Below are 22,642 nucleotides of genomic sequence, written 5' to 3' on the forward strand. Positions count from 1 at the left end.
CATCCATCCGATGACAAATGCTGCGTGTCATCCGTAGAATGACGCCATGAGTACCAAGCCACCGCCCGCATCCGGTCCCGAGCCGGTCTCCTTCCTGGCCGCCGCCGCGGCGCTCGCCGCCATAGACGACGCGGTCCGCTCCGCCCACGCACCCGGCGCCGCGCCCGACACCTCGCCGTGGGACGCCCCGCAGGACGGGGCCGGGCAGGCGCTGGCCGCCCTGGTGCTCCTGCGCGAGCTGCGCGCGCAGCTCGCGGACTGGGAGGCCCCGCTGGTCGAGGCCGCGCGGGCGGGCGGCGCGACCTGGGCCGATCTCGCCCGCCCCATGGGCGTCGCCAGCCGCCAGGCCGCCGAGAACCGCTACCTGCGCCTGCGACCCGCCCGCAGCACCGCCGACACCGGCGCCGAGCGGGTGAAGGCGGTCCGCGACCGCCGGGCCGCCGACCGAGCCGTCACCGCCTGGGCGCGCGACAACGCCGCCGAACTGCGCGTCCTGGCGGCCCGGATCACCGCTGCCGGCCTCGGCGCCCGCGCCCGGAGCGCCCAGAGCGCCCTGACCACCGCCCTCGGCCGGGCCGACGCCGCCGATCTCATCGAGCCCCTCGCCGACATCCGCCCCCACCTCGGCCCCGACCACGACGACCTCGCCAACGACCTCGATGCCCTCACCCACCGCACCGACCAGCTCCGTGACGCCAGCAACCGCCGACGCGCCTGACGCCGCCGACCAGGACGGGTGGCAGGCGATCCTGGACCGGATCGGCGCCCTCGAAGCGCGCGTCCACGCCGTGGGAAGCGAGGTCACCGCAGCGCTCGACGCGCACCTCGCCCGACTCGACGCCCTGCGCCACCGGCTCGCGCAGCCCAGCTGGCCCGGTACCGGGGAGTAGAGCCCGGAACGGGTCCCTGCCGGGGCCTCGCATCGGCGGGTGGGCGGCGGCACGAAGCGGTCCCACCGCGCCGGTCGGGTGGACGGCGGCCCCGGTCAGGCGACGAAGATCATGGCGACGAGCATGACCGACACGGCCACGGCGATCGCCACGATCACCACCGCGGGCCAGATGCCCCAGGCCGTGCGCAGTTCCTCGGGTTCGGGGTGGGAGATGCCCGACGTGCCGCCCTCGGCCGGTGGGGTGTCCCCGCCGGGCAGGGCGCCGTGCTCGTCCAGCGCCGGAGTGCGGTCCGGGTCGGGGTCAGGTGTGGTCATGGTGCATCCCGGAAAGTGTGGGCTTCGATTGCCGGGCGGCTGCCCCGGGCCGAGGGGCGGAAACGTCACACCCGCCCGCCGTACGGTCGGGCGGTCCCCGTCGGTCGGCGCCGTGCCGTCCGGTCAGTGCGGGCTGACCGCCTCGGCCCGGGCCTGCAGGGCGGCGTCGATGCCGCGCAGGAACTCGTCGAGGTCGCCGGGGTTGCGCGAGGTCACCAGGCGCCAGTCGTTGGTGTCGTCCGTGACCAGCGGCTCGTCCGTCCAGGTGGCGCCCGCGTTGGCGAGGTCCGTGCGCAGCGACGGGTAGGAGGTGAGCCGCTTGCCGTAGGCGACCCCGGCTTCGACCAGGAGCCAGGGGCCGTGGCAGATGGCGGCGACGGGCCGCCCCGAGGTGGTGAAGGCGACCACCGTGTCGACGGCGGGCTGCCGGAGCCGGAGGGTGTCCGCGTTGATGGTGCCGCCCGGGATGAGCAGCAGGTCGTAGCCGGTGGCGTCGACCTCGTCGAGGGTCAGTGTCGGGCGCACCGTCTCGCCGGGGTCCTTGTCCCCGACCAGGGTGCGGATCTCGCCCCGTTCGGGGGCGGCGATGTCGACCTGGATGCCGTTCTCGCGCAGGTGCCGGACGGGGACGAGCAGTTCGTCCTGCTCGACGCCGTAGTTCGTCACGATCGCCAGGACCTTGCCGTGCCGGTTCATGGCTCCTCCTGTTCGGGTCGGTTCGCTCGGGGCGCGCACACGCACCCCGAGCGCTGCGGGTACCCGCCGCGCTCCCGGCCATGCCGGATTCACCGGCCCGATCCGGATCGTCACGGGATGCGAGCGACCGCCGCGCCGGGGCGACGCCCGCCGCATCCCGTCCCCGTCCGCCGCACCGAGCCCGACGAGCAGCCCGACGAGGCCCCGCCGCCGACGCCCGGCCGGGCGCCTCAGGCGGATTCGTCCGGGCCTGTCGTCAGGGCCGGTCGGTCTTCCACTCGCGGGCGAGCGTCGCGTAGACGTACTCGCTCCCCCAGCGCTCGCCGTCGAGGTCGTTCTCGACGAGGTGCGCCTCCCGGCGCATGCCGAGGCGCTCGCACACGCGCACCGACCCGGTGTTGAGTACGTCGAGGCGGGCGAAGAGCCGGTGGACGCCCAGTTCGGCGAAGGCCCGTCCGGCGGTCGCGCGCGCCGCCTCGGTGGCGTAACCCCGGCCGCCGTACGCCGGGTTGAAGGTCCAGCCGATCTCGGCCTGGCGCGCCGCCGTACTCGCGAGCTTCAGGGTGATCTCGCCGACGACCTTCGCCTCGCCGACCGGGCAGACGGCAACCGCCAGGGCGTCGCCGTCCTGGGCCCACTCCGTGCCGGCCGCGCGGCGCTCCAGGCTCTGCACGCACTGGTCCCGGGTGAGCGGAGGCCGGTAGAGGTAGCGGGCGACCTCGGGGAGGCGCTGGAACTCGTACAGGTCGTCGAGGTCGTCCGGCGTGAACAGGCGTAGGAGGAGCCGTTCGGTCTTGATGGGCAGCGAGAGCATGGTCATCGATCCGGTGTTTCTCCCCCGGGGCCACCCGCCGGTCGACGCGACCGGACCGCGGAGCCCCCAACGACTCGTCCTGGACAACAACGCCGTTCTAGACCCTCGCCACCAGCCGCGCAATCGAATTTCACGCGGCCGTGGACCGGAGGCCCCGGGACGGGACCGGGGCCGCTCCGTGCCGCCGGGAAGCCCGAACGGGTCCACGGTCCCGACCCGCCGCGGCGGCTGGCCCCGTCGGGTGATCCCGGAGCGCGGGTGCCGCGTCGGCCGGTCGATGGCTCGCATAGTCGGACCGTCACACCCGCCGATCATGGGACGAGCCGATGATGCGATTCCCGCGCCGAGAGATCCTCACAGCCGCCACCGCCCTGCTGCTCACCCTCGCGGGGTGCGGGGCACCCCGGGCCCGGCAGGCCGTACCGTCGCCGCCGCGGGATCCCGCCACCACGGCCACACCGACCCCGCCGGGGCCGCGGGCGTTCACCCTGGTCGCGACCGGGGACGTGCTGCCGCACACCGAGATCATCCGGCAGGCCCAGGAGGACGCCGGGGGCGACGGCTACGACTTCGCCCGGATGCTCGCCGGGATCAAGCCCGTCGTCGCCGCCGCCGACCTGGCCATCTGCCACATGGAGACGGTGTACGGCGCCGACGGCGGGCCCTTCACCGGCTACCCGTCGTTCAAGTCGCCCCCGCAGGTGGCCCGGGCGCTCAGGGACACCGGCTACACCGCCTGCGACACGGCCTCGAACCACACCCTCGACGACGGGCCGGACGGCATCCGGCGCACGCTCGACGCCATGGACGCCGTCGGCCTGAAGCACACGGGATCCGCCCGCACCCCCGACGAGGCCGGCCGCCCCGCGCTGTTCACGGCAGGCGGCGCCACGGTGGCCCAACTCGCCTACACCTACGGCACCAACGGCATCCCGCTGCCGAAGGAGCGCCCCTGGGCGGTCAACCTCATCGACCGGGAGCGGATCCTCACCGACGCCAGAGCCGCCCGGGAGCAGGGGGCGGACGTGGTGGTGGTCAGCCTCCACTGGGGCACCGAGTGGCAGGACGCCCCGGACGGGCAGCAGCTCCCCCTCGCCCGCGAGCTGGCCGCCGGGCAGGGCCCCGGCCGGCCCGACATCGATCTGGTGATCGGCACCCACGCCCACATCCCGCAGGCCTACGAGAAGATCGACGACACCTGGATCGTCTACGGCCTGGGCGACCAGCTCGCCGGACACATGTTCAACCCCACCGGCGCGGAGGACCCGCGGGGGAACTGGAGCTCCATCGCCCGCTTCACCTTCTCGCCGCCCGCCGGGCCCGGGCAGCGCTGGGCCGTCACCAGGGCCGAGTTCGTCCCCCAGCTGACCGACCTCGGTCCGCCCTACCGCGTCCTCGACCTGACCGAGGCCGTCCGCCGCGAGCCGGGCCGCGGCGACTACGCCCGGGCCGTCGACCACATCCGGTCGGTCGTGCTGAGCCGGGGCGGCGGCGCGGCAGGACTGACCATGGCTCGCTGAGCGCCCGCGGCACGGTTTCCACGACTGCCCGGGCGGAAGCCGAATCCTTTTCCCCCGCCGGTGTCTCTTACAGGTCGGAGTCGTGGGCGGCGCGCCGCCGTCCCGCACCGTCGGCACGCGCCTGCGGGTGCCGCCCGCGCTCCCCCTGTTCCGCGATCGACAGAACACCGAGAGGCCCTCGTGACCATCACCCCGTCCCCGTCCCCGTCCCCCCGTTCGCCCCGAGGAGTGCTGCTGGTGCACGGCGCGTGGCACACCGGCCGTGCCTGGGACGGCGTCGCGGCCGGGCTGCGGGCACGCGGCGTCGCCGTGGCCGTCGCCGAGCTGCACCGCGGGTCGCTGGCGGCCGACATAGCCACGGCCGAGAGCGCGCTGGACCGGCTGACCGACGGCGGCCCCGCCGTCGTGTGCGGCCACTCCTACGGCGGCGCCGTCATCACCGGCCTTCCACCGCACAAGGTCGACCACCTCGTCTACCTCGCCGCGATGATGCCCGACCAGGGCGAGACCGCCCTCGGCCTGCTCGCCAGTGCACCGCCCACCGACCTGACCACCAGCATGGTCGGCGACCTTGCCGGGACCACGACGATCGACCCCGAGGCCGCGGGACGGCTCTTCCACTCCCAACTCGGCGAGGAGGAACGCGCCCGCCACGCCGCCGGACTCGTCCCCCAGCTGATGGCCCCCGCCCACCAGCCGACGACCAGCGCCGCCTGGCACCACCGGCCCAGCAGCTACGTGGTCTGCACCGAGGACCGCGCCATGCACCCGGACCTGCAACGCCGGTTCGCCGCCCGCGCGACCCACGTGCTCACCTGGCACAGCGACCACGGGGTCTTCGCGTCCCACCAGGAGGAGACCGTCGGGCTGCTCCACCGGCTGGCCACCGCCGGCCGCCCCACCCCGGCCGGCGCGCCGAGTGCGTAGGCCCGGGGACACCAGGTGGACTCGACGGGGCCCGAGGACTGGCCCCGACCCCGCTACGGGGCGAGGGTGGCCCGGCGGGGTGCCCGGCGGCGGCCGGCGGCGCCCGGGTTGTCGCGGCCCGCGGCGGACCGCGGGTCGCCCCCGGTGGGGGCGGGGCGGTTGCGGCGGGGGCCGCTCCCGAAGGGGCTGCGGCGCGGCCGCTCGATGACCGGGTCGGGGATCACGGTGGGGATGCCGGTGGGCACCCGGGCGCCGGTGATCCGGGCCAGGTCCTCGTCGCCGGCGCTGACCCTGGTGGTGACGGGCGTGATGGCGGCCGTCGCCATCAGGCGGGTCATCGCGCGGCGCTGGTTGGGCAGCACCAGCGTGACGACGGTGCCGGACTCGCCCGCGCGGGCGGTGCGGCCGCTGCGGTGGAGGTAGTCCTTGTGGTCGGCGGGCGGGTCGAGGTTGACGACCAGGTCGAGGCCGTCGACGTGGATGCCGCGGGCGGCGACGTTGGTCGCGATCAACGCGGTCACCTGACCGGTGCGGAACTGCTCCAGGGTGCGGGTGCGCTGGGGCTGGGACTTGCCGCCGTGCAGGGCCGCGGCCTTCACCCCGTTCGCGAGCAGGTCGTCCACCAGGCGGTCGGCGCCGTCCTTGGTCTCGGTGAACATGATCACCCTGCCGTCGCGGGACGCGATGTGGGCGATCGTGGCGTTCTTGTCGAAGTTCTGCACGTGCAGCACGTGGTGCTCCATGGTGCTGACCGCCCCGGCGGACGGGTCCACCGAGTGGGTGACCGGGTCCTTGAGGAACCGCCGCACCAGGCGGTCGACGTTGCGGTCCAGGGTGGCGGAGAACAGCATGGTCTGGCCGCCCTCGGCGACCTGGTCGAGGAGCTCGGTGACGTGCGGCAGGAAGCCCATGTCGGCCATCTGGTCGGCCTCGTCGAGCACGGTGACGCCGACCCCGTCCAGCTGACAGTCGCCGCGCTGGATCAGGTCCTTGAGCCGGCCGGGGGTGGCGACCACGACCTCCGCCCCGCGGTTCAGCAGCCACGCCTGGCGGCTCATCGACGTCCCGCCCACCACGGTCGCCATCCGCAGGCGCACCGCGTGGGCGAAGGGGCTGAGGGCGTCGGTGACCTGCTGCGCGAGCTCGCGGGTGGGGACCAGCACGAGGGCCAGCGGGCGGCGCGGCTCGGCCCGCTGCCCGGCGGTGCGGGCCAGCACGGCGAGGCCGAACGCGATGGTCTTGCCGGAGCCGGTGCGGCCCCGGCCGAGGACGTCGCGGCCGGCCAGCGAGTTCGGCAGGGTCTCGGCCTGGATGGGGAACGGCGCGGTGACGCCCCGGCGGGCCAGCACCGGCAGCAGCGCCTTCGGCATGTCGAGCTCGTCGAACGACTCGGCGGCCGGCAGGGCCGGGGTGGTGCTCACGGGCATCGCGAACTCGCCCGACGGGGACGGGCCCCGGCCGGCGCCACGGCCGGACGAGCGCCGGCCTCCGGCGGGCCTGGCGCTGTGGAAGGAGTTGCCGCCGGAGTGGGAGCCGGCGTTCCGGTACGGGGAGCGAGTGGGACGGTTCATGCGGGAGACCTTCCTCGGGGCGGCGCGTCACGAGGAAGGCTCCGTGGCGCTGGGCGCCGGCGGAGACCGCAAGGGAACGGGCCGGAAGTGTGACGGTCGGAGCGTGGACGGTGGAACCGTGCGGCACGTCACCTACGGTCGGCGCTCACCGCACCGGGCGGGAGCGGGAGCCTCGAAGCCGTGCGATGTCACGGCAGGGCGCCGGTCCGGACGCGACGCCGTGCGTCTCGCGTGGGGACGGGCGCCGGTGGCGGAGCCGGGGCCTGAACGGCCGGGGGGTGCGCCGTGGCGCAATGCCGAGGGGCCCGCACCAGGCGTGTGTGCGCGGTGCGGGCCCCTCGCTGCTTGGCGGGTGCCGTGGCAGGAATTACAGCGGGCGAATGTTCTCGGCCTGCGGGCCCTTCTGGCCCTGGGTGACGTCGAACTCGACCTTCTGGCCCTCGAGCAGCTCACGGAAGCCGTTGGCGTTGATGTTCGAGTAGTGGGCGAAGACGTCGGGGCCGCCACCGTCCTGCTCGATGAAGCCGAAGCCCTTTTCCGAGTTGAACCACTTCACGGTGCCATTAGCCATTAAGAAATCTCCTTCAAGGGGCTGTCCGACGCGTGCACAGCGCACGCATCGAGTCGCCGCGGGAAGCACCCACCCGGGAAGAGCCGGGAAAGAAAAAATGCGCCTGCGAAATACATCAGCAGGCGCACACAAAGTTCATGGGAACCACTACTGCAACTAAAACGACTCTAGCAGGCCCGAGCACGTTGTGGGCGGATATTTCCGCGCCGGTTTCGGACGAGGCGTCCCCCGGGGCCACCGGCCGGAGCCGTCACGGGCGTCAACGCCGCCTGGCGGCAGGCTGGTTGGCGCGTCGACGGGGTCGGCGCCGCGGGCCCCGAAGGAGGATCCCGTCGGGCCCGGCGCGGCCGGCCCTCACCCCGCCGGAGCAGCGCGGGTGACCACGCCGCGCGCCGGTGCCGTCCAGCGGCGTACCGGCCGGGACCTGCGGCGTTGCGGCCCCGCTCGAACCCGAGTGCGTCGAAGGGGTCCGCTGCGGCGATTTCCGGCCCATACTGGCAGGGATGAAAAATTTCGCAGCAGTCCGCCGCCCCCTGCCGCACAGCCCCTTCAAGGCCCCGCCGGAGGCGCCCCTCAAGCACTTCGCCGTCGGCGACCGGGTCACCCATGACAGGTACGGCCTGGGCCGGGTCATCGGCGTCGAGGGGGACGGCGACACCGCCGTGCTCGTCGACTTCGGCTCGCAGCAGGCCCGCGTCACCCCGCCGTACAGCGCGATGTTCGCGCTCTGACCCGGACGCTCCCGGCTCCTCCGCCCGTGGTGCGCACGCCGCACGGGCGGAGCGGCCGGTGAGTGGCGCGCCTGGTGGCGCCGTCGGGCGGCGGCCGGAGGCCGCCCGGGGAAGTCCGTGCGGGCAGCGTCCGGCGGGCACTATCCTCAAGTCCATGTCGAACCCTGATGGGCTGCTCGTCGACATCGCCGCGATGGTGGAGTCCGAGCACAGCACCCAGATGCCCCTGACCGTGGTCGTCCCCGGGGCGGTCATCACCGGCCGGCTGGCACCGGAGAGCCTGTGGAACGAAAGGGTGGCCGAAGTCCTCGCCACCTCGGACTTCCTGAAGCCCTTCGCCGCACTGTTCGCGGCGCCCGCGAACGCCGCCGGTGGAGCGGCACGCGACGAAGCGGTGCCGCCCGACTCACGGCCGACCCACCTGCACCTGCACGTCGCCCGCATCCTGCAGGGCAGCTACGGCCTGCCCCACACCGGGGGCATGTACCGGATCGCCATTGCCGACATCAGTTGCTGGACGGTGGGAGACCTCAGCTACTCCGACCAGTGACACACCGCCCGTGAAGGGTCGAGCGGGCCGACGGTCCGCTCGACCCCCGCCCCCACGGCGCCCAGGGCCGCTCCTGCCCGAACGCCGGCCGCCACCCCGGCCTCCTGCACTCCCGCTGACGACCTCCGCGCCGCGCACTTCACGTGCGCGGCGCGTCCGTACCCAGGGGTGCGGCACCGGTCCCCCACGGGAAGGGGTGCCCGGCCCCCCGGTGTCAGGCCGCCTCGCCGCTGCGCCGCCGCTCCGAGCCGTCCCCCGTCCATCCGTACGGTCGGCCGGCGACGCGCCGGTCAAGCGCGCGAGCAGCGGGCACCGCCGCCGCACCGACCGGGCGTTAGCATCCACACAGCCGCGGCCGCACGGCCCGGACCACGCGGAACGGAAGGCGGAGACCACCATGGGAATCGAGATCCAGGTCGAACCCCTGGGCGACCACGAGCACCTGGTCCGGGTGCGCGAGGGCGCCGCCGAGGCGGAGACCCGGATCCGGGTCACCGACGGCGTCCTCGACCAGCCGCAGGTCACCGGCGCCGAGGAGACCAGGATCGTCCACGAGACGGTGGCCTTCCTGGTCGAGCGCCAGCCGGTGATCGACATCCCGCCCATGATCGACCTGGACGACCTCGCCGACGCCTACGGCACCTCCTACCTGGACGACCTCGGACGCCGCCTCACCGCGCAGTGAGCCACCGCGGCCGTCAGCCGACCGGTCGGTGCGGCACCCGGCCGGAGTGCCGGGGCCGGATCGGGGCGGCCCGTACGGTCCCGGCCCGTGCTGCCGCCGGCCGGGCCGTCACGGCTGCTCCCCCGCCCGCAGTTCGGTGGCGATCTGACGCCGGCCGGCGACCAGCGTCTCCGCCACCACCCCGAGCCCGACCAGCAGGGCCAGGCCCGCGGTGGGCAGCAGCACCGGCAGCAGCGTGGGGGTGACGCCGTCCCCGACCGGGGCTCCGACCAGCGTCGAGATGTCGAAGGCGCCGCCCAGCAGGACGACCGCCGCGGCCGCGACCAGGCCGCCGCCGACGGCCGCCGCCAGGGTCTGCGGCAGCGACTCGGCGAGGATCAGCGCCAGCCCCTGCCGGGGCCGCAGGCCCATGGTACGCAGCCGGGCGAGCACCGCCGTACGGTCCGGCGCGGCCCGCAGCAGCGTCAGCAGCACGGCGAGCAGGGCGAATCCGGCTCCGGCGGCGGCCGCGTACCAGAACAGCCGCTCGGTGGCGTGCTGCAGCGGGTCGTCGCCGAGCGCGGCGGCGGTCTCCCGGCTGCTGTGCACCTGGTAGCCGGCGGGCAGCCCGTGGGTGTCCTTGCCGACGGCCGTGGCGTCGTCGGCGATCAGCTTGGCCAGTCCGACCGGCCGGGCCCCGCTGGTGTCCCGCAGGACCGTCCTGACCCGGTCGGGGTCGACGTCGCCGAGGGCGAACCACTTGTTCGCCCGCCTGGTGCCCGGCAGTCGTTCCCAGGTGGGGCCGGCGGGGACGACGACGAAGGGCTTGCCCGGATCCGGCAGCGCGGGGGTGGCGGTGACGAGGCCGGCGACGGCGAGGTGCACGTCGTTGCCGTTGGGCGTGCGCACCTCGGCCGGCCCCGCGGCCAGGCGCCCGGCCAGGTCTCGGCTGACCAGGGCGGGCACCGGGGTGTCCCGGCCGCCGGACGTCCCAGCCAGTTTCGCCGGGTCGAACTCGCCGACTCCCAGGGCCCGGGCGATCTCGGCGTACGCCGTCGGCTCGTCCACCACCACCAGGTAGGCCTCGGTGTAGCTCTGGTCGGCGCCGAAGAAGCGGGCCCTGGTCTCGATCCAGGCCCCGGTCGAGGCCCGCACGCCCGGCAGGGCGGCGGCGGCCTCGGTGAACGACTCGGTCAGGGTGGCGTAGTCCGGCAGGGAGACGCCGATGTCCCCGCCCGTGGTGATGCGCGCGGCACGGGTCCGCACGTGGTCGACGCTGTCGAGCACGGTGGCGCCGAAGCCGGTCGTGGTGACGGCGATCAGCAGGGCGAGCAGCGGCAGCACGGCGGGCTTGCGGCGGCCCGAGCCGTCGCGGGCGGCCCGGGCGAGGCCGAGGAAGCCGATCAGGCCGCGGCCCCGGCCGGCGAGGGCGGCCAGCCGGCCGACCGCCACCGGTTCCACCCGGGCCAGCACCAGCCCGCCGGTGACGGCGAGCAGGAGCGGGGCGGCGACCAGCAGCGGGTCCACCCCGGCCCCGTGGCCGATGCCGCGGCGCCGGACCTCCGCCACGGCCGCGACGGTGACCGCCAGGACGGCGAGTTCGCCGACCAGCCGGCGTCGGCCGCCGGCCGGCCGCCGTCGGGACCACTCCCGGGCCGCGCGCACCGGAAAGGCCAGCAGCGCGATCAGGGTCGCGACCAGGGCCGCCGGCACCGCGCGGTCCCACCTGGCCGTGGGCAGCAGCACCAGGGCGAGGGCCGTGCCGAGTACGGCGGCGGGCAGGACGGTGACCGCGCCCTCGGCGGTCAGCCGTAGCACCACCCCGGTGCGGGAGCCGCCGCGAGCCTTGAGCAGCCGGAGCTCGGCGGCGCGCCGGTCGGCGGTGAGCGCGGCGGCCAGCAGCAGCACCACGGTGGCGACGCCCGCGACGCCCGCCGGGCCGATCGCGCTGAGCGGCAGCGAGGCCCGGTAGCGCTCGTCCGCCCGGGTGAGGATCTCGGGCAGGCCCGAGGTGGTGTGCAGGTCGGCGCGTTTGGTCCGGTCGATCAGGGCGGTGGCGTCCTGCCCGGCCAGGACGGAGCTGATGACGCCGCGGGTGCGGTCGAGCCGGTCGGCGTGCAGCGAGGCGGGGTCGACGGGCAGCCGCCAGAAGTTCTCGGCGTTGGGGCCCCAGCGGAGCAGCGCGGGCAGGCTGTCGCCGGCGACGAACCCGCTGGTCGTCCAGTGCTCGTGGTCGGGTCTGGCGTTCAGGCAGGCGCGGGCCGGGCAGCCGAGGTCGTCCCAGAACGGGTCCTGGGGGTCGTTGACCTGGTAGAGGCCGACCACCACGGTGGTCCGCGCGGCGCCGGAGCCCTCGACGCCGTTGTCGATGACGTCGCCGAGCTTGATGCCGATGGTCTCGGCGGCCTTCCCGCTGACCACGATCGGCAGCGGACCGCCGACGGCGCCGGGGGTCGGCCAGGTGCCGGCGGTGAGGGTGGCCCGGGCGGCCAGGTCGTGCAGGTAGAGCAGGCTGAGGGCCGGGTAGGGCTCCTTGTCCGAGATGTGGGCGTACCCCGGATTGGCCATGTGGTGCTCGCCCAGCGCGCGGGCACCGAAGGCCTGGCCCGACGGAGCGAGTGTCAGCCGCCGGCCGACCTGCTCGACGAGCTGCCGCTGCACCTGGTCGAGTCCGTCGGCGGTGTCGTCGTCCCGCGTCCTGGAAGTGGTGTGCAGGCTGGTCGGGTTGACGCCCTTCTGCCGGACGAAGTCCTGAAGCGCGGCGTCCGCGCCCCGGTCCGCGACGCGGGGGAAGGCCGCCGCCAGGAAGACGGTGACGAACGCGAGGACCGCCATGAGCAGTGCGGCCGACGGGTTCGCCCGCAGCCGGGTGCGGACCCAGGGCGCGGGGCGGTGGGCGCGCGCGGGGCCGGACGGGGGCGCCGGCTCGGGGGCGGGCACGCGGGTGCCGGCCTGGGTGGTCACATCTCCTCCACGTGGCGCGGCCGGTCGGCCGCGTCCCGACAGCGGCGCCCTGCGGTGAAGGCCGCCGATCCGATCCGGGCGGACATCGGCCGCGGACGGACCGCACGGGCACACCGGCACAGTGATCACCGGCATTCGATCACCGGATAGCGGACGATGCTGTCAGATTCGAACGGCGGACGGAAGGGATTCGCGCGAATCACCTGAGCGACGGCCGGTATTCCGGGAGCGGCCCCCGGAATACCGTGCACACGTCACAACTTCGGCTCCACTCAACCCCGTTGACCTGGGATCTCGCTTTCCTGAATTCCCCCGCCGGGATGCTGAACCGGGAAGCCGCCGCATCCGTTTGCGCACCGAGCCCGTACCGGCTCGCCGGCGGTTCCGGTCGCCTCCACTCCGCGGCGAGGAGCGCCCCCGCACCCGGGGAGTGCCGGGAGCGGGGGCGCCTGGTGGTGGAGTGCGGCCCGGTCAGCTCCGGGTGGCCACGAGCTGGCTGGAGCCGTCCGGCAGGCCGGCGATGGCGGCGCGCTGGGCCGGGAAGGTGCTCGCGCCGTACGGGCCCTGGACCGCGGCGAAGCCGGACCAGCTGCCGTTGGAGAAGCGGGTCTCGTGGTGGATGTTGCCGTCGTTGGCGATCACCGCCACCTGGGACGAACCGTCCGGCAGACCGGCGATGGCGACCGTCCGCGCGGCCAGGGTGGGCGTGCCGTTGCCGGGGAGCGCGGCGAAACCGGACCAGTTCCCGTCGGCGAAGCGGGACTCGTGGTAGACGTTCGCGTCGCCGCCGATCACCAGGACCTGCGAGGAGCCGCCCGGCAGACCGGCGATGGCCACCCGCTGGCCCGCCATCCGCGGGCTGTTCACCCCGGGCAGCGGGGCGAAGCCGCTCCAACTGCCGTCGGAGAAGCGGGTCTCGTGGTAGACGTTGCCGTCGTTGCCGATCGCGAGGACCTGGGCGGAGCCGTCGGGCATACCGGCGATGGCGACGTCCGCGGCCCCCATGGTCGAGGTGCCGACGCCGGGGAGCGCGCCGTAGCCGGACCAGCTGCCGTCGGCGAAGCGGGTGCGGTGGTAGACGTTGCCGTCGGCGCCGACGGCCAGCACCTGGGAGGAGCCGTCCGGCAGGCCCGCGATGCCGACCCGGCTGGGCCGCGACGCCGGCGTGCCGTCGTCGGGCAGCGCGGCGAAGCCGCTCCAACTGCCGCCCGCGGCGCGGACGCCGTGGTACAGCCGGCCATCCAAGCCGATGCCCAGCTCCTGCGAGGAGCCGCCCGGCAGGCCGGCGATCGCGGCCTCCGAGCCGCGGAACACGCCCGCTCCGCCCGTCAGCGGGCTGAAGCCGGGCCAGGCGCCCGAGCTCTGGCGCACGCCGAGGAAGAACGCGGAGGTCTGGGACGGCGGGGCGGCGGTCAGCTGGATGTCGAGGTAGTCCTGGTCGATCCCGATCGAGTAGCCGCCCCAGGTCTCCGGGTTCTGCGGCGAGGCGTACTGGTGGGCACGCTGGTGGTTGGACCAGTAGCCGGCGGGTATCGCCGGATCCTCGGTGTCCTCCCTGCCGTTCCAGTTGGCGCTGAAGACGGCGTCGGGCATGGTGTAGGCGCTGTTGCCGGCGTTGGCGACCAGGTCCTTGATGCCGGAGGAAGAACTGCTGTAGACGCCGGAGTTGTAGCCCCAGGCGTGCAGTTCGTTGGTCCAGGCGGTGAGGAAGCCGAGGGCCGCGGCCGAGTACTGCGGGGTGGTGTACGCCTCCATGTCGTAGTAGAGGATCGTGCCGGGGCCGAAGCCGAGGGCCTGGGCCTGGCTCACCGCGTCGTCGGCGGCGTTGGCGCCCTCCGTGGCGGGGTAGACGATCTTCGGGGCCTGCACGCCGACGTACAGCGGCATGAAGGCCCAGCCCGCGGCCTGCTGCTGCTGGACCCACGAGGCCGTCAGGTTCGGCTGGGCGCAGGCCCGCTTGGCACCGCCGATGTAGATGCCGATCGCCCGGTACGGGGAGGAGGTCATCCACGCGTTCATCGCGGCGGCGGAGGGCGCGGTGCAGGCGTCGAACCCCTTGCCGGTGTAGTTCGTCGCCGACGCGGGTATCGACGCCACCGCCGAGGGCGCGGCCGGTGCGGCCGGTGCGGCCGGTGCGGCCGGTGCGGTCACGGCCTGGCCGGACGGCGCGGCCGCGGCGGCGGTTCCGGCGGTCGTGGACCGCGGGGCGGGGGCCGCCGGGGATCCGGCGGGTGCCGGCTCCGGACGGTGCGCCGGCGCGGGGGTGAGCCCGGCGCCGGTGACGGTCCGCCGCACCAGCGGCTGGTCCGTCTCGTACGTCCCGGTCACGGCGACGACGCCGTCGTTCGCCCGTATCGTCCGCGCGACGGGGTTGGAGCCCTCCCGGTCCGGTACGGCGCCCGCGGCGGGCTCGACCAGCAGTGCCTCGGTACGGCCGATCAACCGCGGCGGGCAGACCTGCTGTTCGCCCGGGTGGCCGAGGTACACCGCGTGCTGGTCGAAGCGGACGCAGGCCTGCGGGTCCGCGGCCAGGTCCACCACCGGCCAGGCCGCGGGCACCCGGAACACGCGGCCCTGGTACGTCACCGCCTTGGTGTCCTGACCACCGGCGGGAGCTGCTACGGCGGAGCCTGCGGCGGCGGGCGCCGCCACGAGCACGGCCACCGCGACGGCCGCGGCGCTCCGGAGCGCTGTCATTGGGGACTTCACCCAGATCTCTCCTGACGTGACGAAGGCCGCGCGCCGAGGAGTCGGCGCGCGGCGTCGGTCACGATATCCACGCCGCCGACGGGGGCCGCCACGGGCCCCACCACCCCCGGCCGAACAGCCTGACCCATCGTCAACGGTCGCTGCGGGACGGTCCCTGCACCCGCTCACCCCGCCAGCCGCAGCGGCACCCACTGCGCACCTCAGCCGCCCGAGGACCGTCCGCACCGTTGTAGAGCCACCAGGTGGTGCGCCCGTCCGGCAACGGCGCCGGGTCACTGCCATCCGCCAGCACCGCAGCCGGGAAACCCTGCTGGCGCCCGCTCTCGTGAACCCATGGCATGCCGCGCCCCTCGCGCTTCCCCGGAGTACGGCGCCAGGGTTCTCAGCCCGTGACGCACTGCCAAGGTCGCACAACGGCTGCCGCGACCCCCAACTCACGACGGCGCGCAGTCATTCGGATGATCTCCCTCCACCGCTGCTCGGCGGATGCGGCGCAGACGCGAATCCCGATCAGAGCGCCGCCGCCACCGCCGCCGCGACGAACAGCACCTGCAGCGCGGTGCGTGCCGGCAGCGGGGTGACCGGCTTGCCGGCGAGGGTGCCGCCGGTGCGGGCGGCGTACACGTTGGCGGGGAACATCGCCAGCATCAGCAGGGCGAGCCCGACGGCGGCGTAGGGGGCGAGCGGCGGGACGAGCAGCCCGGCGGCGCCGGCCAGTTCCAGGACGCCGGTGAGCGTGACCAGCAGCGCAGGGCGGGGCAGGGCCGGCGGGACCATCGCGACGAAGTCGCGCCGGAAGGCGGGCAGGAAGTGCGGCACGCCGGTGGTGAGGAACATCAGGGCGAGGGCACCGCGGACGGCCGGCTGCCAGGCGTCGAGGGAGTCGACGGCGACAAGTCCGAGCAGGCGGAGGACGGCGAAGCCGCCGAGGAGGGCGATGAGCGGGGCCATGGGGACACTCCAACTTGTCACTGGAAAGATAATCTTGCCACTGACAAGATTCGCGCGGGCAAGCAATCTTGTCAATGCCTAGATATGCTCGTGGGGTCGTCGACGAGAGGGATGAACCATGGGCAGGGCCGAGAGCTACCACCACGGGAACCTGCGCAGGGCGGTGCTGGACGCCGCGCTGGAGGCGATCGCGGAGTCGGGGCCGTCGGGGTGGAGCCTGCGGGAGCTGGCGCGCCGGGCGGAGGTGTCGCACGCCGCTCCGGCGCACCACTTCGGGGACAAGGCGGGGGTGCTGACGGCGGTGGCGGCCGAGGGCTTCGCGCTGTTCGCGGACGCCCTGGAGCGGGCGGCGGGGGATCCGTACGGCTCGGGTGTGGCGTACGTGCGGTTCGCAGTGGACCACCGGGCGTACTTCGAGGTGATGTTCCGCCCGGAGCTCTACCGGGCGGACGACCCGGAGATGGCCGCGGCCCGGGACCGGGCGGGGGCGGTGCTGGCGGCGAGCGGCCGGAAACTGTCACGCGGGAAGGGGACCGACCGGGCGACGACGATCGCCGCGTGGTCGGTCGCGCACGGCTTCGCGAGCCTGTGGCTGAACGGCGCGCTGCCGGAGAGCCGGGACGGCGGAGAGGTGGAGGAACTGGCCCGGGAGGTGCTGCGGGTGATGTTCCGGGGCGCGGAGTAGGAGGTCGGCGGCCTGACCGACTCCTGCCGGTGCGCTCACGACCGGGTCCCTCGCCTCGGCTTCCCACCGCCGTCATCAGCCCCGTTCCGGGCGGCCCCCCGTCCCGCAGCGGCGTTCCAGGAAGCGGCGAACGCGCAGGTCAGGGCCCATTTCGTCGTTCCAACGTCCCGGATCACCCGGCGGCGCTGGCGGGCGGGACGGATGCCGGGGCAGTCTGCGGTCCGGCGGCAGGCTCGCCGCCTCCCCACCGATCCCAGAAGGAAGCCCTCGTATGCGCACCTCGAACCGGCGCCCGCTCGCCGTCCTCGCGGCCACGGTCGGACTGCTCGCCGCGGCGGCCGGCCCGGCCGCCGCCGTCCACGGCGGGTCGGACACCACGACCAGGTCCCACCCCTTCGTCGTGGCCCTGGAGACCGCCTCCGGCGAGCAGTGGTGCACGGGCGCGCTGATCGCGCCGACCAAGGTGCTCACCGCGGGCCACTGCGTCGCCGAGGCGGCCGACCCGCGCTCCCTGCGGGTCATCACCGGGCGGACCGACCTGACCGGCTCCGGCGGCCAGGTCCGCCGGGTGAAGGACTACCGGTTGGACCCGCGGTACACCGCCGGCTTGGAGCACGACTCCGCCGTCCTCACCCTGGACCGGCCGCTGCCGCAGCGGCCGGTCCGGGTGGCGGGGCAGCGGGACGCGGCGCTCTACCGGTACGGCCGCACGGCCACGCTGTTGGGGTTCGGACGCACCGGCTCGGACGGCCCGGGCACCCACCTCAAGCAGGCCGTGCTGACGCTGGCCCCGCCGGCCTCCTGCGACCCGTTCACCTGGCCCGACGACTCGCCCCTGCTCAAGGTCTGCGGCCTCCCCCGGGCCGGCACGACGGACAGCGTCTGCAAGGGGGACTCGGGTGGCCCGCTGCTGGTCGGCGGCGTGGTGATCGGCGTGGTCTCCACCGGCAACAAGTACTGCGACACCCAGCACCCGGTCTCGGTGTTCACCCGGGCCACCGACGTCCCCGCGGAGCTGCTGTCCTGACCAGGGCCTCCCCGTGCCTGCGGCCGCCCGCCGTCAGGGGCGGCCTCCGGCGCGCTCGGCGGGTCCGGCCGGGGAAGCGCAGAGCGCGCCTAGGGTGTCGCGGAGGGTCTGTTCGAAGAAGGGCTCGGGGTCGGCGAGGGTGAAGTCGAGGTGGCCGAAGGCCTCCAGCGCGACGAGGCCGTAGATCCGGGTCCACGCCTGGACGAAGGCGGCCAGCACCGGTAGCGGGACGGGCTCGGCGAGGTGTTCGCGCAGGTCGTCGAACTGGGCCCACCACGACGGGGCCGGGTCCGGGCCGGCCGTCGGGCGGATGACGCCCTCGCGCCACAGCCGGACCATCAGGCCGAGGAAGACCTGGCCGAAGCGCCAGCCGGCGTCGTGGGCGGGGTCCGCGGGCGCGGTGCCGGCATCGGGGACCGGCTTGCCGAAGATCAGGGTGAACTCGGCGCGGTGGGCGAGCGCCCAGTGGCGCAGCGCGCGGGCGGCGTCGGCGAGGCGTTCCGGGGTCGGGGCGTCGGGGCGGTGGTCGCGGGCGGCTTCCAGCCCGGCGGCGAGGTCGAGGTAGAGGTCGGCGACGACGGCCTGGACCAGGGCGCGGTGGTCGGGGAAGTAGCGGCAGACGCCGGGGGCGGTCATGCCGACCGCCCGGGCGGTGGCGCGCAGGGTGAGCGCCGTGGGGCCCTCCTCGGCGAGGAGGGTGCGCGCCGCGGCGACGATCTCGGCGGCGGTCCGCTCGCGCTGGCGCTCGCGTCGGGTGGGCGGCTTCTCGGGCATCCGGTCTCCCCGGCTTGACTTTGTTAACGATGTCAGCTTTAGCTTACACCGTCAGCACTTCGACGGTGGCGCGGCCGGCCCGGCCGCCACCCCGTCGCGACCTCAGGGGGATTCGTCCGATGTACATGATCGTTCTCGGCTACTCGTTCACCACCCGGTGGCTGGCGCTGTCCCGGCCCGAGCGCAACCACCTGCGCGAGACCCACCTCGCCCCGCTGGTCGCGAAGTACGCGGACCGGGTACGGACGCGCTTCTTCGACGCGGAGGCCTTCCAGACCCGCTTCACCGACTTCGCCCTGCTGGAGACCGAGGACCTGACGGCCTACTACCACCTCGTCGAGGAGCTGCGGGACACCCCGCTGATCCACCAGGGCTACCTCGAGTTCAAGGACGTCGTGCTGGGCATCGAGGACGGCTACCAGCACTTCGAGCGTCGCGCCCTGACGGAGCAGGCCGCATGATCACGGACGCCGCCGCGCCCGCGGGCCGTCCGCGACACGGCCGGCGGCCGGTCGCGGCTCCCGCGGGCGCCGACCCGCGGGAGCCGGACCGGGGTGTCAGGAACGATCGAACAGGGTGACCACGCTCCGCGGTGCCTCCGGGCCGAAGAAGACCTCCAGGTTCCGCTCCGAGCGACGGGCGGCGTCGCCGCCGCGCACGAACAGCCGCTCCTCGTAGGCGGCGAGCGCGACCTCGGTATCGGGCTGCCCGACCAACTCGCCCGCCAGGTCCGCGCCGTCGTACATGGCGAGGTTCGCACCCTCGCCGGCGAAGGGCGACATCAGATGCGCGGCGTCGCCGACGAGCGTCACACCGGGCACCCTGTCCCAGGTGAGCCCGACGGGCAGGGCGTAGATGGGTCGGAGCCACGGTTCCGTGTCGCTCTGCGTCACGAAGGCGGTGAGCAGCGGCGACCAGCCGTCGAACTGGTCCGCGAGTCGACGGAGGCCGGCGGACGGGTCGCCGAAGTCGATCGACCTCATCCACTCCTCGGGCTTGTTCAGCGCCACGTATCCGCGCACGCGCCCGTCGGCGTGGCGATGCGCGATGATGCCCCTGCCCGGCGCGACGGCCATCAGCGTGCCACTGCCGGTCTCGGCCACGCTCGCCCGGCCGCCCCGGCCGCCCCGGGCGAAGGCGATCTCGATGAAGCAGGTTCCGCTGTAGACGGGCTCGGCGGGGGTGAGCAGCGGACGCACCTTCGACCAGGCACCGTCCGCGCCGATGACGAGGTCGGCGCGCACGGCGGGACCCTGCGCGAAGGTGAGGTCGTAACCGCCGCCCACCCCGGGCCGGATCGAGGCGAGCTTGTGACCCCACCTGATCGTCCCGGGCGCCAGCGAGTCGATGAGCAGGCGCCGCAGTTCGCCCCGATCCACCTCCGGACGGGCCGAACCGGGGTCCGCGGGCAGGTCGAACAGGATCGTGCCGTGGCGGTCCACCACGCGCTTGGCATCCTCGCCCGGGCGGACCAGCGTGAGGAACTCGTCGTACAGACCGGCTGCGCGGAGCGCGACCTGTCCGGTCTCCACCTGGATGTCGAGCAGGCCGCCCTGCGTTCGGGCCTTCGCCGAAGCCTCACCCTCGTAGATCGTCGCGGCGACGCCGTGGGCCTGGAGCACCCGCGCGAGCGTCAGCCCGCCCAGTCCTGCTCCGACGATCGCGATGGTCTTCCGCATGCTGCGCTCCTCCGTTGGCCGGCACGCGCCGGCGATGGTCAGCGCCGGGAGCGGACGGGACGCCCGCTCTCGGCGAGGAGACGCTCACCGATCAGAACCATCTGCATCGATGTACGAGCGATGTCCGGCGGGTGGTCCGCAGAACATCGGTTTTCGCGACCTCGTGACTATAGCCCGGCCACCAGGGCGACAGCGCGACGCGACCGTGCCGGACGACGGACCCCGGACCAGGCCACCGCGCGGATCACCGGGCGGCTTCACCGGTCGAGCAGCAGGGCCGGCAGCGGACGGGCGGTCGCCTGCGCGGCGGGCCGGGTCAGGTGCAGGGCGGTGTGGAAGAGGCCGTCGGTCTCCTTGCCGCGGGGATCGTCGCCGGCCGCGGCCACCGCGGCGACGGCGTAGCGCTGTTCGTCGGCGTCGGTGAAGCGCCGCTGCGGGTAGGTGCGGGAGGTGTCCCGCTCCGTGGTCAGGCCCAGCGGGGCCAGCCCGTCGGCGATGTCCCGGTAGGAGACCGTACGCAGCACGAAGGCGGCCACCCAAGGCGGTTCCCGCCGGCCTTCCAGCAGCGGGCGGAAGGTGCGGGCGGACAGGAAGCTCGCCCCGCCGGTCAGGGTGATCAGCCGGGTGCCGCGGGTGGCCCGGTACAACTCCGGGCTCGGCGCGTCCGTCTCCAGGTTCTCGACGAACCCCGCGTCGAGCAGGCCGGCGGCGAGGCCGTAGGCGACGGCCGGCGCGGAGATGTCGAGGCCGATGACGGGCACGGCGTCCGGTCGACGGCGCTCTGCGAAGAACTTCCGGTCCGACTCGATCAGTTCGTCGGTCGTCAGCCGGACGATCCGCGGCGAGGTGTAGCGGTCGTAGAGCTCCTCCAGCGTGACCCGGTGGTTGAGCAGGGCCGCGTTGATGCCGTACGAGCAGCAGACGTCCAGGACCGTGGCCCCCGGCTCGTGGTCCTGGCGGCCCGCCGGGCGCCCGGGAGGTCCGGGCAGGCCCGCCAGGGGCAGCAGGCCGCGGAAGACGCTCTGGGCGTGATGGGGTATCTGGTACTCCAGCGCTCCCAGGACGCCGAAGTACGACCGGGGGTCCGGTCGGCCGTAGAGGTCGTCGAACCGGGTCATCCGCATCGGCGTACCCGGGGTGTGCTCGTCGCCGGCCGCGCTCATCAGGACACCTCCTCATTCCGATGGAACATCCATAACGCGCTGTCCGCCGGTTGGGAAGGGTGCCGATCCGGCCACCCGTACGGCCGCCGGGGCGGTCAGCCGGGCAGCGCGGCGTCCCGCTCCGTACCCTCCATCGCGCCGTCCACCGCGTTCTCCACCGGGGCCGGCGCCGGGACCGGTGCCGCCCGCCCGGGCACCCCGCGCCAGGCGCGGGCGGCCAGGAGGCCGGAGGCCAGGGCGAGGGTGCCGAGCGCGGCGGAGGCCGCGGTGAGGCCGAGGGCCGCCCCGAGCCAGCCGGCCAGCGGGTAGGTGAGCAGCCAGCACCCGTGGGAGAGCGAGAACTGGGCGGCGAAGACCGCCGGGAGGTCCTCCCTGGCCACCGAGTCGCGCAGCACGCGGCCGGTCGGGGTGAGGATCAGCGAGCCGACCGCGCCGAAGGCGGCCCAGACGGCGAGCAGGACGGGCCAGTGCCAGGCGCCCGGCCCGGCGGCCGTGAGCGCGGCGAGCAGGGCGAACAGGCCGACGATCCCGAAGGCCGCCGGGATCATCACGATCCGGTCCGGCAGCCGGTCGAGCACCCGGGGCAGCAGCAGGGCCACGGCCATCGACCCGGCCCCGTAGGCGCCGAGCGCGACCGGGACGTCGGTGGCGGGCCGGCCGAGCTGGCCGCGGACGTAGACGACCGTGTTGACGATCACCATGGCACTGCCGGCGGCCGCCGCGAGGTCCAGGGCGAGCATCGCGCGCAGCCGGGGCACGGCGAGGAACAGCCGGGTGCCGCGGACGGACCTGGCGAGCACGCCCCCGCCCGCTTCCACCCGCTCCGGCCGGACCGGTTTGGGCAGGACGGCGGAGAGCACCAGGGCGGCGGAGGCGAGGAACCCGGCGGCGGTGCCCCAGAACAGCCAGTTGTAGCTGATCAGGGCGAGCAGGGCGGCCGCGAGCGCCGGGCTGACCAGGCTCTCGGTGTCGTAGGCGAGCCGGGACAGCGACAGGGCGCGGGTGTACGCCCGCTCCTCGGGCAGCACCTCGGGGATCACCGACTGGAAGGCCGGGGTGAAGGCCGCCGAGGCGCACTGCAGGACGAAGATCAGGACGTAGACCTGCCACACCTCCGCCACGAAGGGCAGGGTGAGGGCGACGGCGGCCCGGATGAGGTCGGAGGCGGCCATCAGGCGCCGGCGCGGGATGCGGTGGGCCAGCGCGGTGACCACCGGCGCGATGCCGACGTACGCGAGCATCTTGATCGCCAGCGCGGTGCCGAGCACCGATCCGGCGTCCGCTCCGGCGAGGTCGTACGCGAGGAGGCCGAGCGCCACCGTGGCGAGGCCGGTGCCCACCAGGGCGACGGTCTGGGCGGCGAACAGGTGCAGGTAGGTGCGGTTGCGCAGCACTGACAGCATGAGGGACCCCCGCTCGGACGGGCGCGGCAGGACGAC

The 22,642-nt window shown here is 74.6% G+C and carries 22 protein-coding genes; 10 read left to right on the plus strand and 12 right to left on the minus strand.

The features are described from left to right. The first annotated feature begins 46 nt into the window (after positions 1-46). Together ACZ5GH_RS00570 and ACZ5GH_RS00575 are read left to right on the plus strand one after the other, a co-directional pair. Positions 47-718, plus strand: coding sequence for a hypothetical protein (locus ACZ5GH_RS00570; RefSeq protein WP_387755488.1), 672 nt, complete (start codon positions 47-49; stop codon positions 716-718). Then, complete coding sequence (locus tag ACZ5GH_RS00575) at positions 690-890, plus strand: hypothetical protein (protein WP_387755485.1); 201 nt, start codon at positions 690-692, stop codon at positions 888-890. The genes ACZ5GH_RS00570 and ACZ5GH_RS00575 overlap by 29 nt, the downstream gene beginning before the upstream one ends. A 95-nt stretch (positions 891-985) precedes the next feature. On the opposite strand, the gene ACZ5GH_RS00580 is transcribed toward ACZ5GH_RS00575, so the two are convergent. The 3 genes from ACZ5GH_RS00580 to ACZ5GH_RS00590 all read right to left on the minus strand — a co-directional run bounded on the left by ACZ5GH_RS00580 (position 986) and on the right by ACZ5GH_RS00590 (position 2,723). Further along, positions 986-1,207, minus strand: a complete 222-nt coding sequence (locus ACZ5GH_RS00580; protein ID WP_387755482.1) for a DUF6480 family protein — start codon at positions 1,205-1,207, stop codon at positions 986-988. 123 nt (positions 1,208-1,330) lie between these two features. Next, positions 1,331-1,903 (minus strand): DJ-1/PfpI/YhbO family deglycase/protease, encoded by a 573-nt coding sequence (locus tag ACZ5GH_RS00585; protein WP_387755479.1) that lies wholly within the window; start codon positions 1,901-1,903, stop codon positions 1,331-1,333. Between the two features lie 256 nt (positions 1,904-2,159). Continuing rightward, the gene (locus ACZ5GH_RS00590) at positions 2,160-2,723 is read right to left on the minus strand and encodes a GNAT family N-acetyltransferase (protein ID WP_464333061.1); all 564 of its coding nucleotides are present in this window, start codon (positions 2,721-2,723) and stop codon (positions 2,160-2,162) included. A gap of 323 nt (positions 2,724-3,046) precedes the next feature. On the opposite strand from ACZ5GH_RS00590, the gene ACZ5GH_RS00595 reads away from it, so the two are divergent. Together ACZ5GH_RS00595 and ACZ5GH_RS00600 are read left to right on the plus strand one after the other, a co-directional pair. Beyond that, positions 3,047-4,237 (plus strand): CapA family protein, encoded by a 1,191-nt coding sequence (locus ACZ5GH_RS00595; RefSeq protein ID WP_464336772.1) that lies wholly within the window; start codon positions 3,047-3,049, stop codon positions 4,235-4,237. A gap of 237 nt (positions 4,238-4,474) precedes the next feature. Next, a complete protein-coding gene (locus ACZ5GH_RS00600) occupies positions 4,475-5,164 on the plus strand; it encodes an alpha/beta hydrolase (protein WP_464333062.1) in 690 nt (229 codons plus the stop codon). Between the two features lie 53 nt (positions 5,165-5,217). Here ACZ5GH_RS00600 and ACZ5GH_RS00605 read toward each other — a convergent pair whose 3' ends face one another. Both ACZ5GH_RS00605 and ACZ5GH_RS00610 read right to left on the minus strand, forming a co-directional pair. Next, complete coding sequence (locus tag ACZ5GH_RS00605) at positions 5,218-6,735, minus strand: DEAD/DEAH box helicase (RefSeq protein WP_464333063.1); 1,518 nt, start codon at positions 6,733-6,735, stop codon at positions 5,218-5,220. A gap of 367 nt (positions 6,736-7,102) precedes the next feature. Next, complete coding sequence (locus ACZ5GH_RS00610; RefSeq protein ID WP_030303996.1) at positions 7,103-7,306, minus strand: cold-shock protein; 204 nt, start codon at positions 7,304-7,306, stop codon at positions 7,103-7,105. A 503-nt stretch (positions 7,307-7,809) separates the two neighbouring features. Here ACZ5GH_RS00610 and ACZ5GH_RS00615 point away from each other — a divergent pair. The 3 genes from ACZ5GH_RS00615 to ACZ5GH_RS00625 all read left to right on the plus strand — a co-directional run bounded on the left by ACZ5GH_RS00615 (position 7,810) and on the right by ACZ5GH_RS00625 (position 9,272). After that, positions 7,810-8,037 (plus strand): hypothetical protein, encoded by a 228-nt coding sequence (locus ACZ5GH_RS00615; protein ID WP_387755465.1) that lies wholly within the window; start codon positions 7,810-7,812, stop codon positions 8,035-8,037. Between the two features lie 154 nt (positions 8,038-8,191). Further along, a complete protein-coding gene (locus tag ACZ5GH_RS00620; RefSeq protein ID WP_387755462.1) occupies positions 8,192-8,587 on the plus strand; it encodes a hypothetical protein in 396 nt (131 codons plus the stop codon). A gap of 397 nt (positions 8,588-8,984) precedes the next feature. After that, positions 8,985-9,272, plus strand: a complete 288-nt coding sequence (locus ACZ5GH_RS00625) for a hypothetical protein (RefSeq protein WP_387755459.1) — start codon at positions 8,985-8,987, stop codon at positions 9,270-9,272. Between the two features lie 108 nt (positions 9,273-9,380). Here ACZ5GH_RS00625 and ACZ5GH_RS00630 read toward each other — a convergent pair whose 3' ends face one another. The 3 genes from ACZ5GH_RS00630 to ACZ5GH_RS00640 all read right to left on the minus strand — a co-directional run bounded on the left by ACZ5GH_RS00630 (position 9,381) and on the right by ACZ5GH_RS00640 (position 15,875). Next, complete coding sequence (locus ACZ5GH_RS00630; protein WP_464333064.1) at positions 9,381-12,215, minus strand: hypothetical protein; 2,835 nt, start codon at positions 12,213-12,215, stop codon at positions 9,381-9,383. Between the two features lie 471 nt (positions 12,216-12,686). Then, the gene (locus ACZ5GH_RS00635) at positions 12,687-14,912 is read right to left on the minus strand and encodes a glycoside hydrolase domain-containing protein (RefSeq protein ID WP_464333065.1); all 2,226 of its coding nucleotides are present in this window, start codon (positions 14,910-14,912) and stop codon (positions 12,687-12,689) included. Positions 14,913-15,434: 522 nt separating this feature from the next. Then, entirely contained in the window at positions 15,435-15,875 is a 441-nt protein-coding gene (locus tag ACZ5GH_RS00640) for a DoxX family protein (RefSeq protein WP_387755447.1), read from the minus strand. A 118-nt stretch (positions 15,876-15,993) separates the two neighbouring features. Between ACZ5GH_RS00640 and ACZ5GH_RS00645 the strand changes: the two genes are divergently transcribed. Continuing rightward, a complete protein-coding gene (locus ACZ5GH_RS00645; protein ID WP_387755444.1) occupies positions 15,994-16,560 on the plus strand; it encodes a TetR/AcrR family transcriptional regulator in 567 nt (188 codons plus the stop codon). Positions 16,561-16,831: 271 nt separating this feature from the next. Next, complete coding sequence (locus ACZ5GH_RS00650) at positions 16,832-17,587, plus strand: S1 family peptidase (protein ID WP_464333066.1); 756 nt, start codon at positions 16,832-16,834, stop codon at positions 17,585-17,587. Between the two features lie 33 nt (positions 17,588-17,620). Here ACZ5GH_RS00650 and ACZ5GH_RS00655 read toward each other — a convergent pair whose 3' ends face one another. Then, a complete protein-coding gene (locus ACZ5GH_RS00655) occupies positions 17,621-18,361 on the minus strand; it encodes a TetR/AcrR family transcriptional regulator (protein ID WP_387755439.1) in 741 nt (246 codons plus the stop codon). A gap of 119 nt (positions 18,362-18,480) precedes the next feature. On the opposite strand from ACZ5GH_RS00655, the gene ACZ5GH_RS00660 reads away from it, so the two are divergent. Further along, complete coding sequence (locus ACZ5GH_RS00660) at positions 18,481-18,822, plus strand: darcynin family protein (protein WP_387755436.1); 342 nt, start codon at positions 18,481-18,483, stop codon at positions 18,820-18,822. 96 nt (positions 18,823-18,918) lie between these two features. Here ACZ5GH_RS00660 and ACZ5GH_RS00665 read toward each other — a convergent pair whose 3' ends face one another. From ACZ5GH_RS00665 to ACZ5GH_RS00675, 3 genes are all read right to left on the minus strand, one after another. Continuing rightward, positions 18,919-20,040, minus strand: a complete 1,122-nt coding sequence (locus tag ACZ5GH_RS00665) for an FAD-dependent oxidoreductase (RefSeq protein WP_464333067.1) — start codon at positions 20,038-20,040, stop codon at positions 18,919-18,921. A 257-nt stretch (positions 20,041-20,297) separates the two neighbouring features. Next, positions 20,298-21,203: a hypothetical protein gene (locus tag ACZ5GH_RS00670; RefSeq protein ID WP_387755430.1), complete on the minus strand. Its 906-nt coding sequence runs from the start codon at positions 21,201-21,203 to the stop codon at positions 20,298-20,300. A gap of 95 nt (positions 21,204-21,298) precedes the next feature. After that, positions 21,299-22,606 (minus strand): MFS transporter, encoded by a 1,308-nt coding sequence (locus ACZ5GH_RS00675; protein ID WP_464333068.1) that lies wholly within the window; start codon positions 22,604-22,606, stop codon positions 21,299-21,301. Between the last annotated feature and the right edge of the window lie 36 nt (positions 22,607-22,642).

Source organism: Kitasatospora sp. Xyl93 (assembly GCF_055383135.1).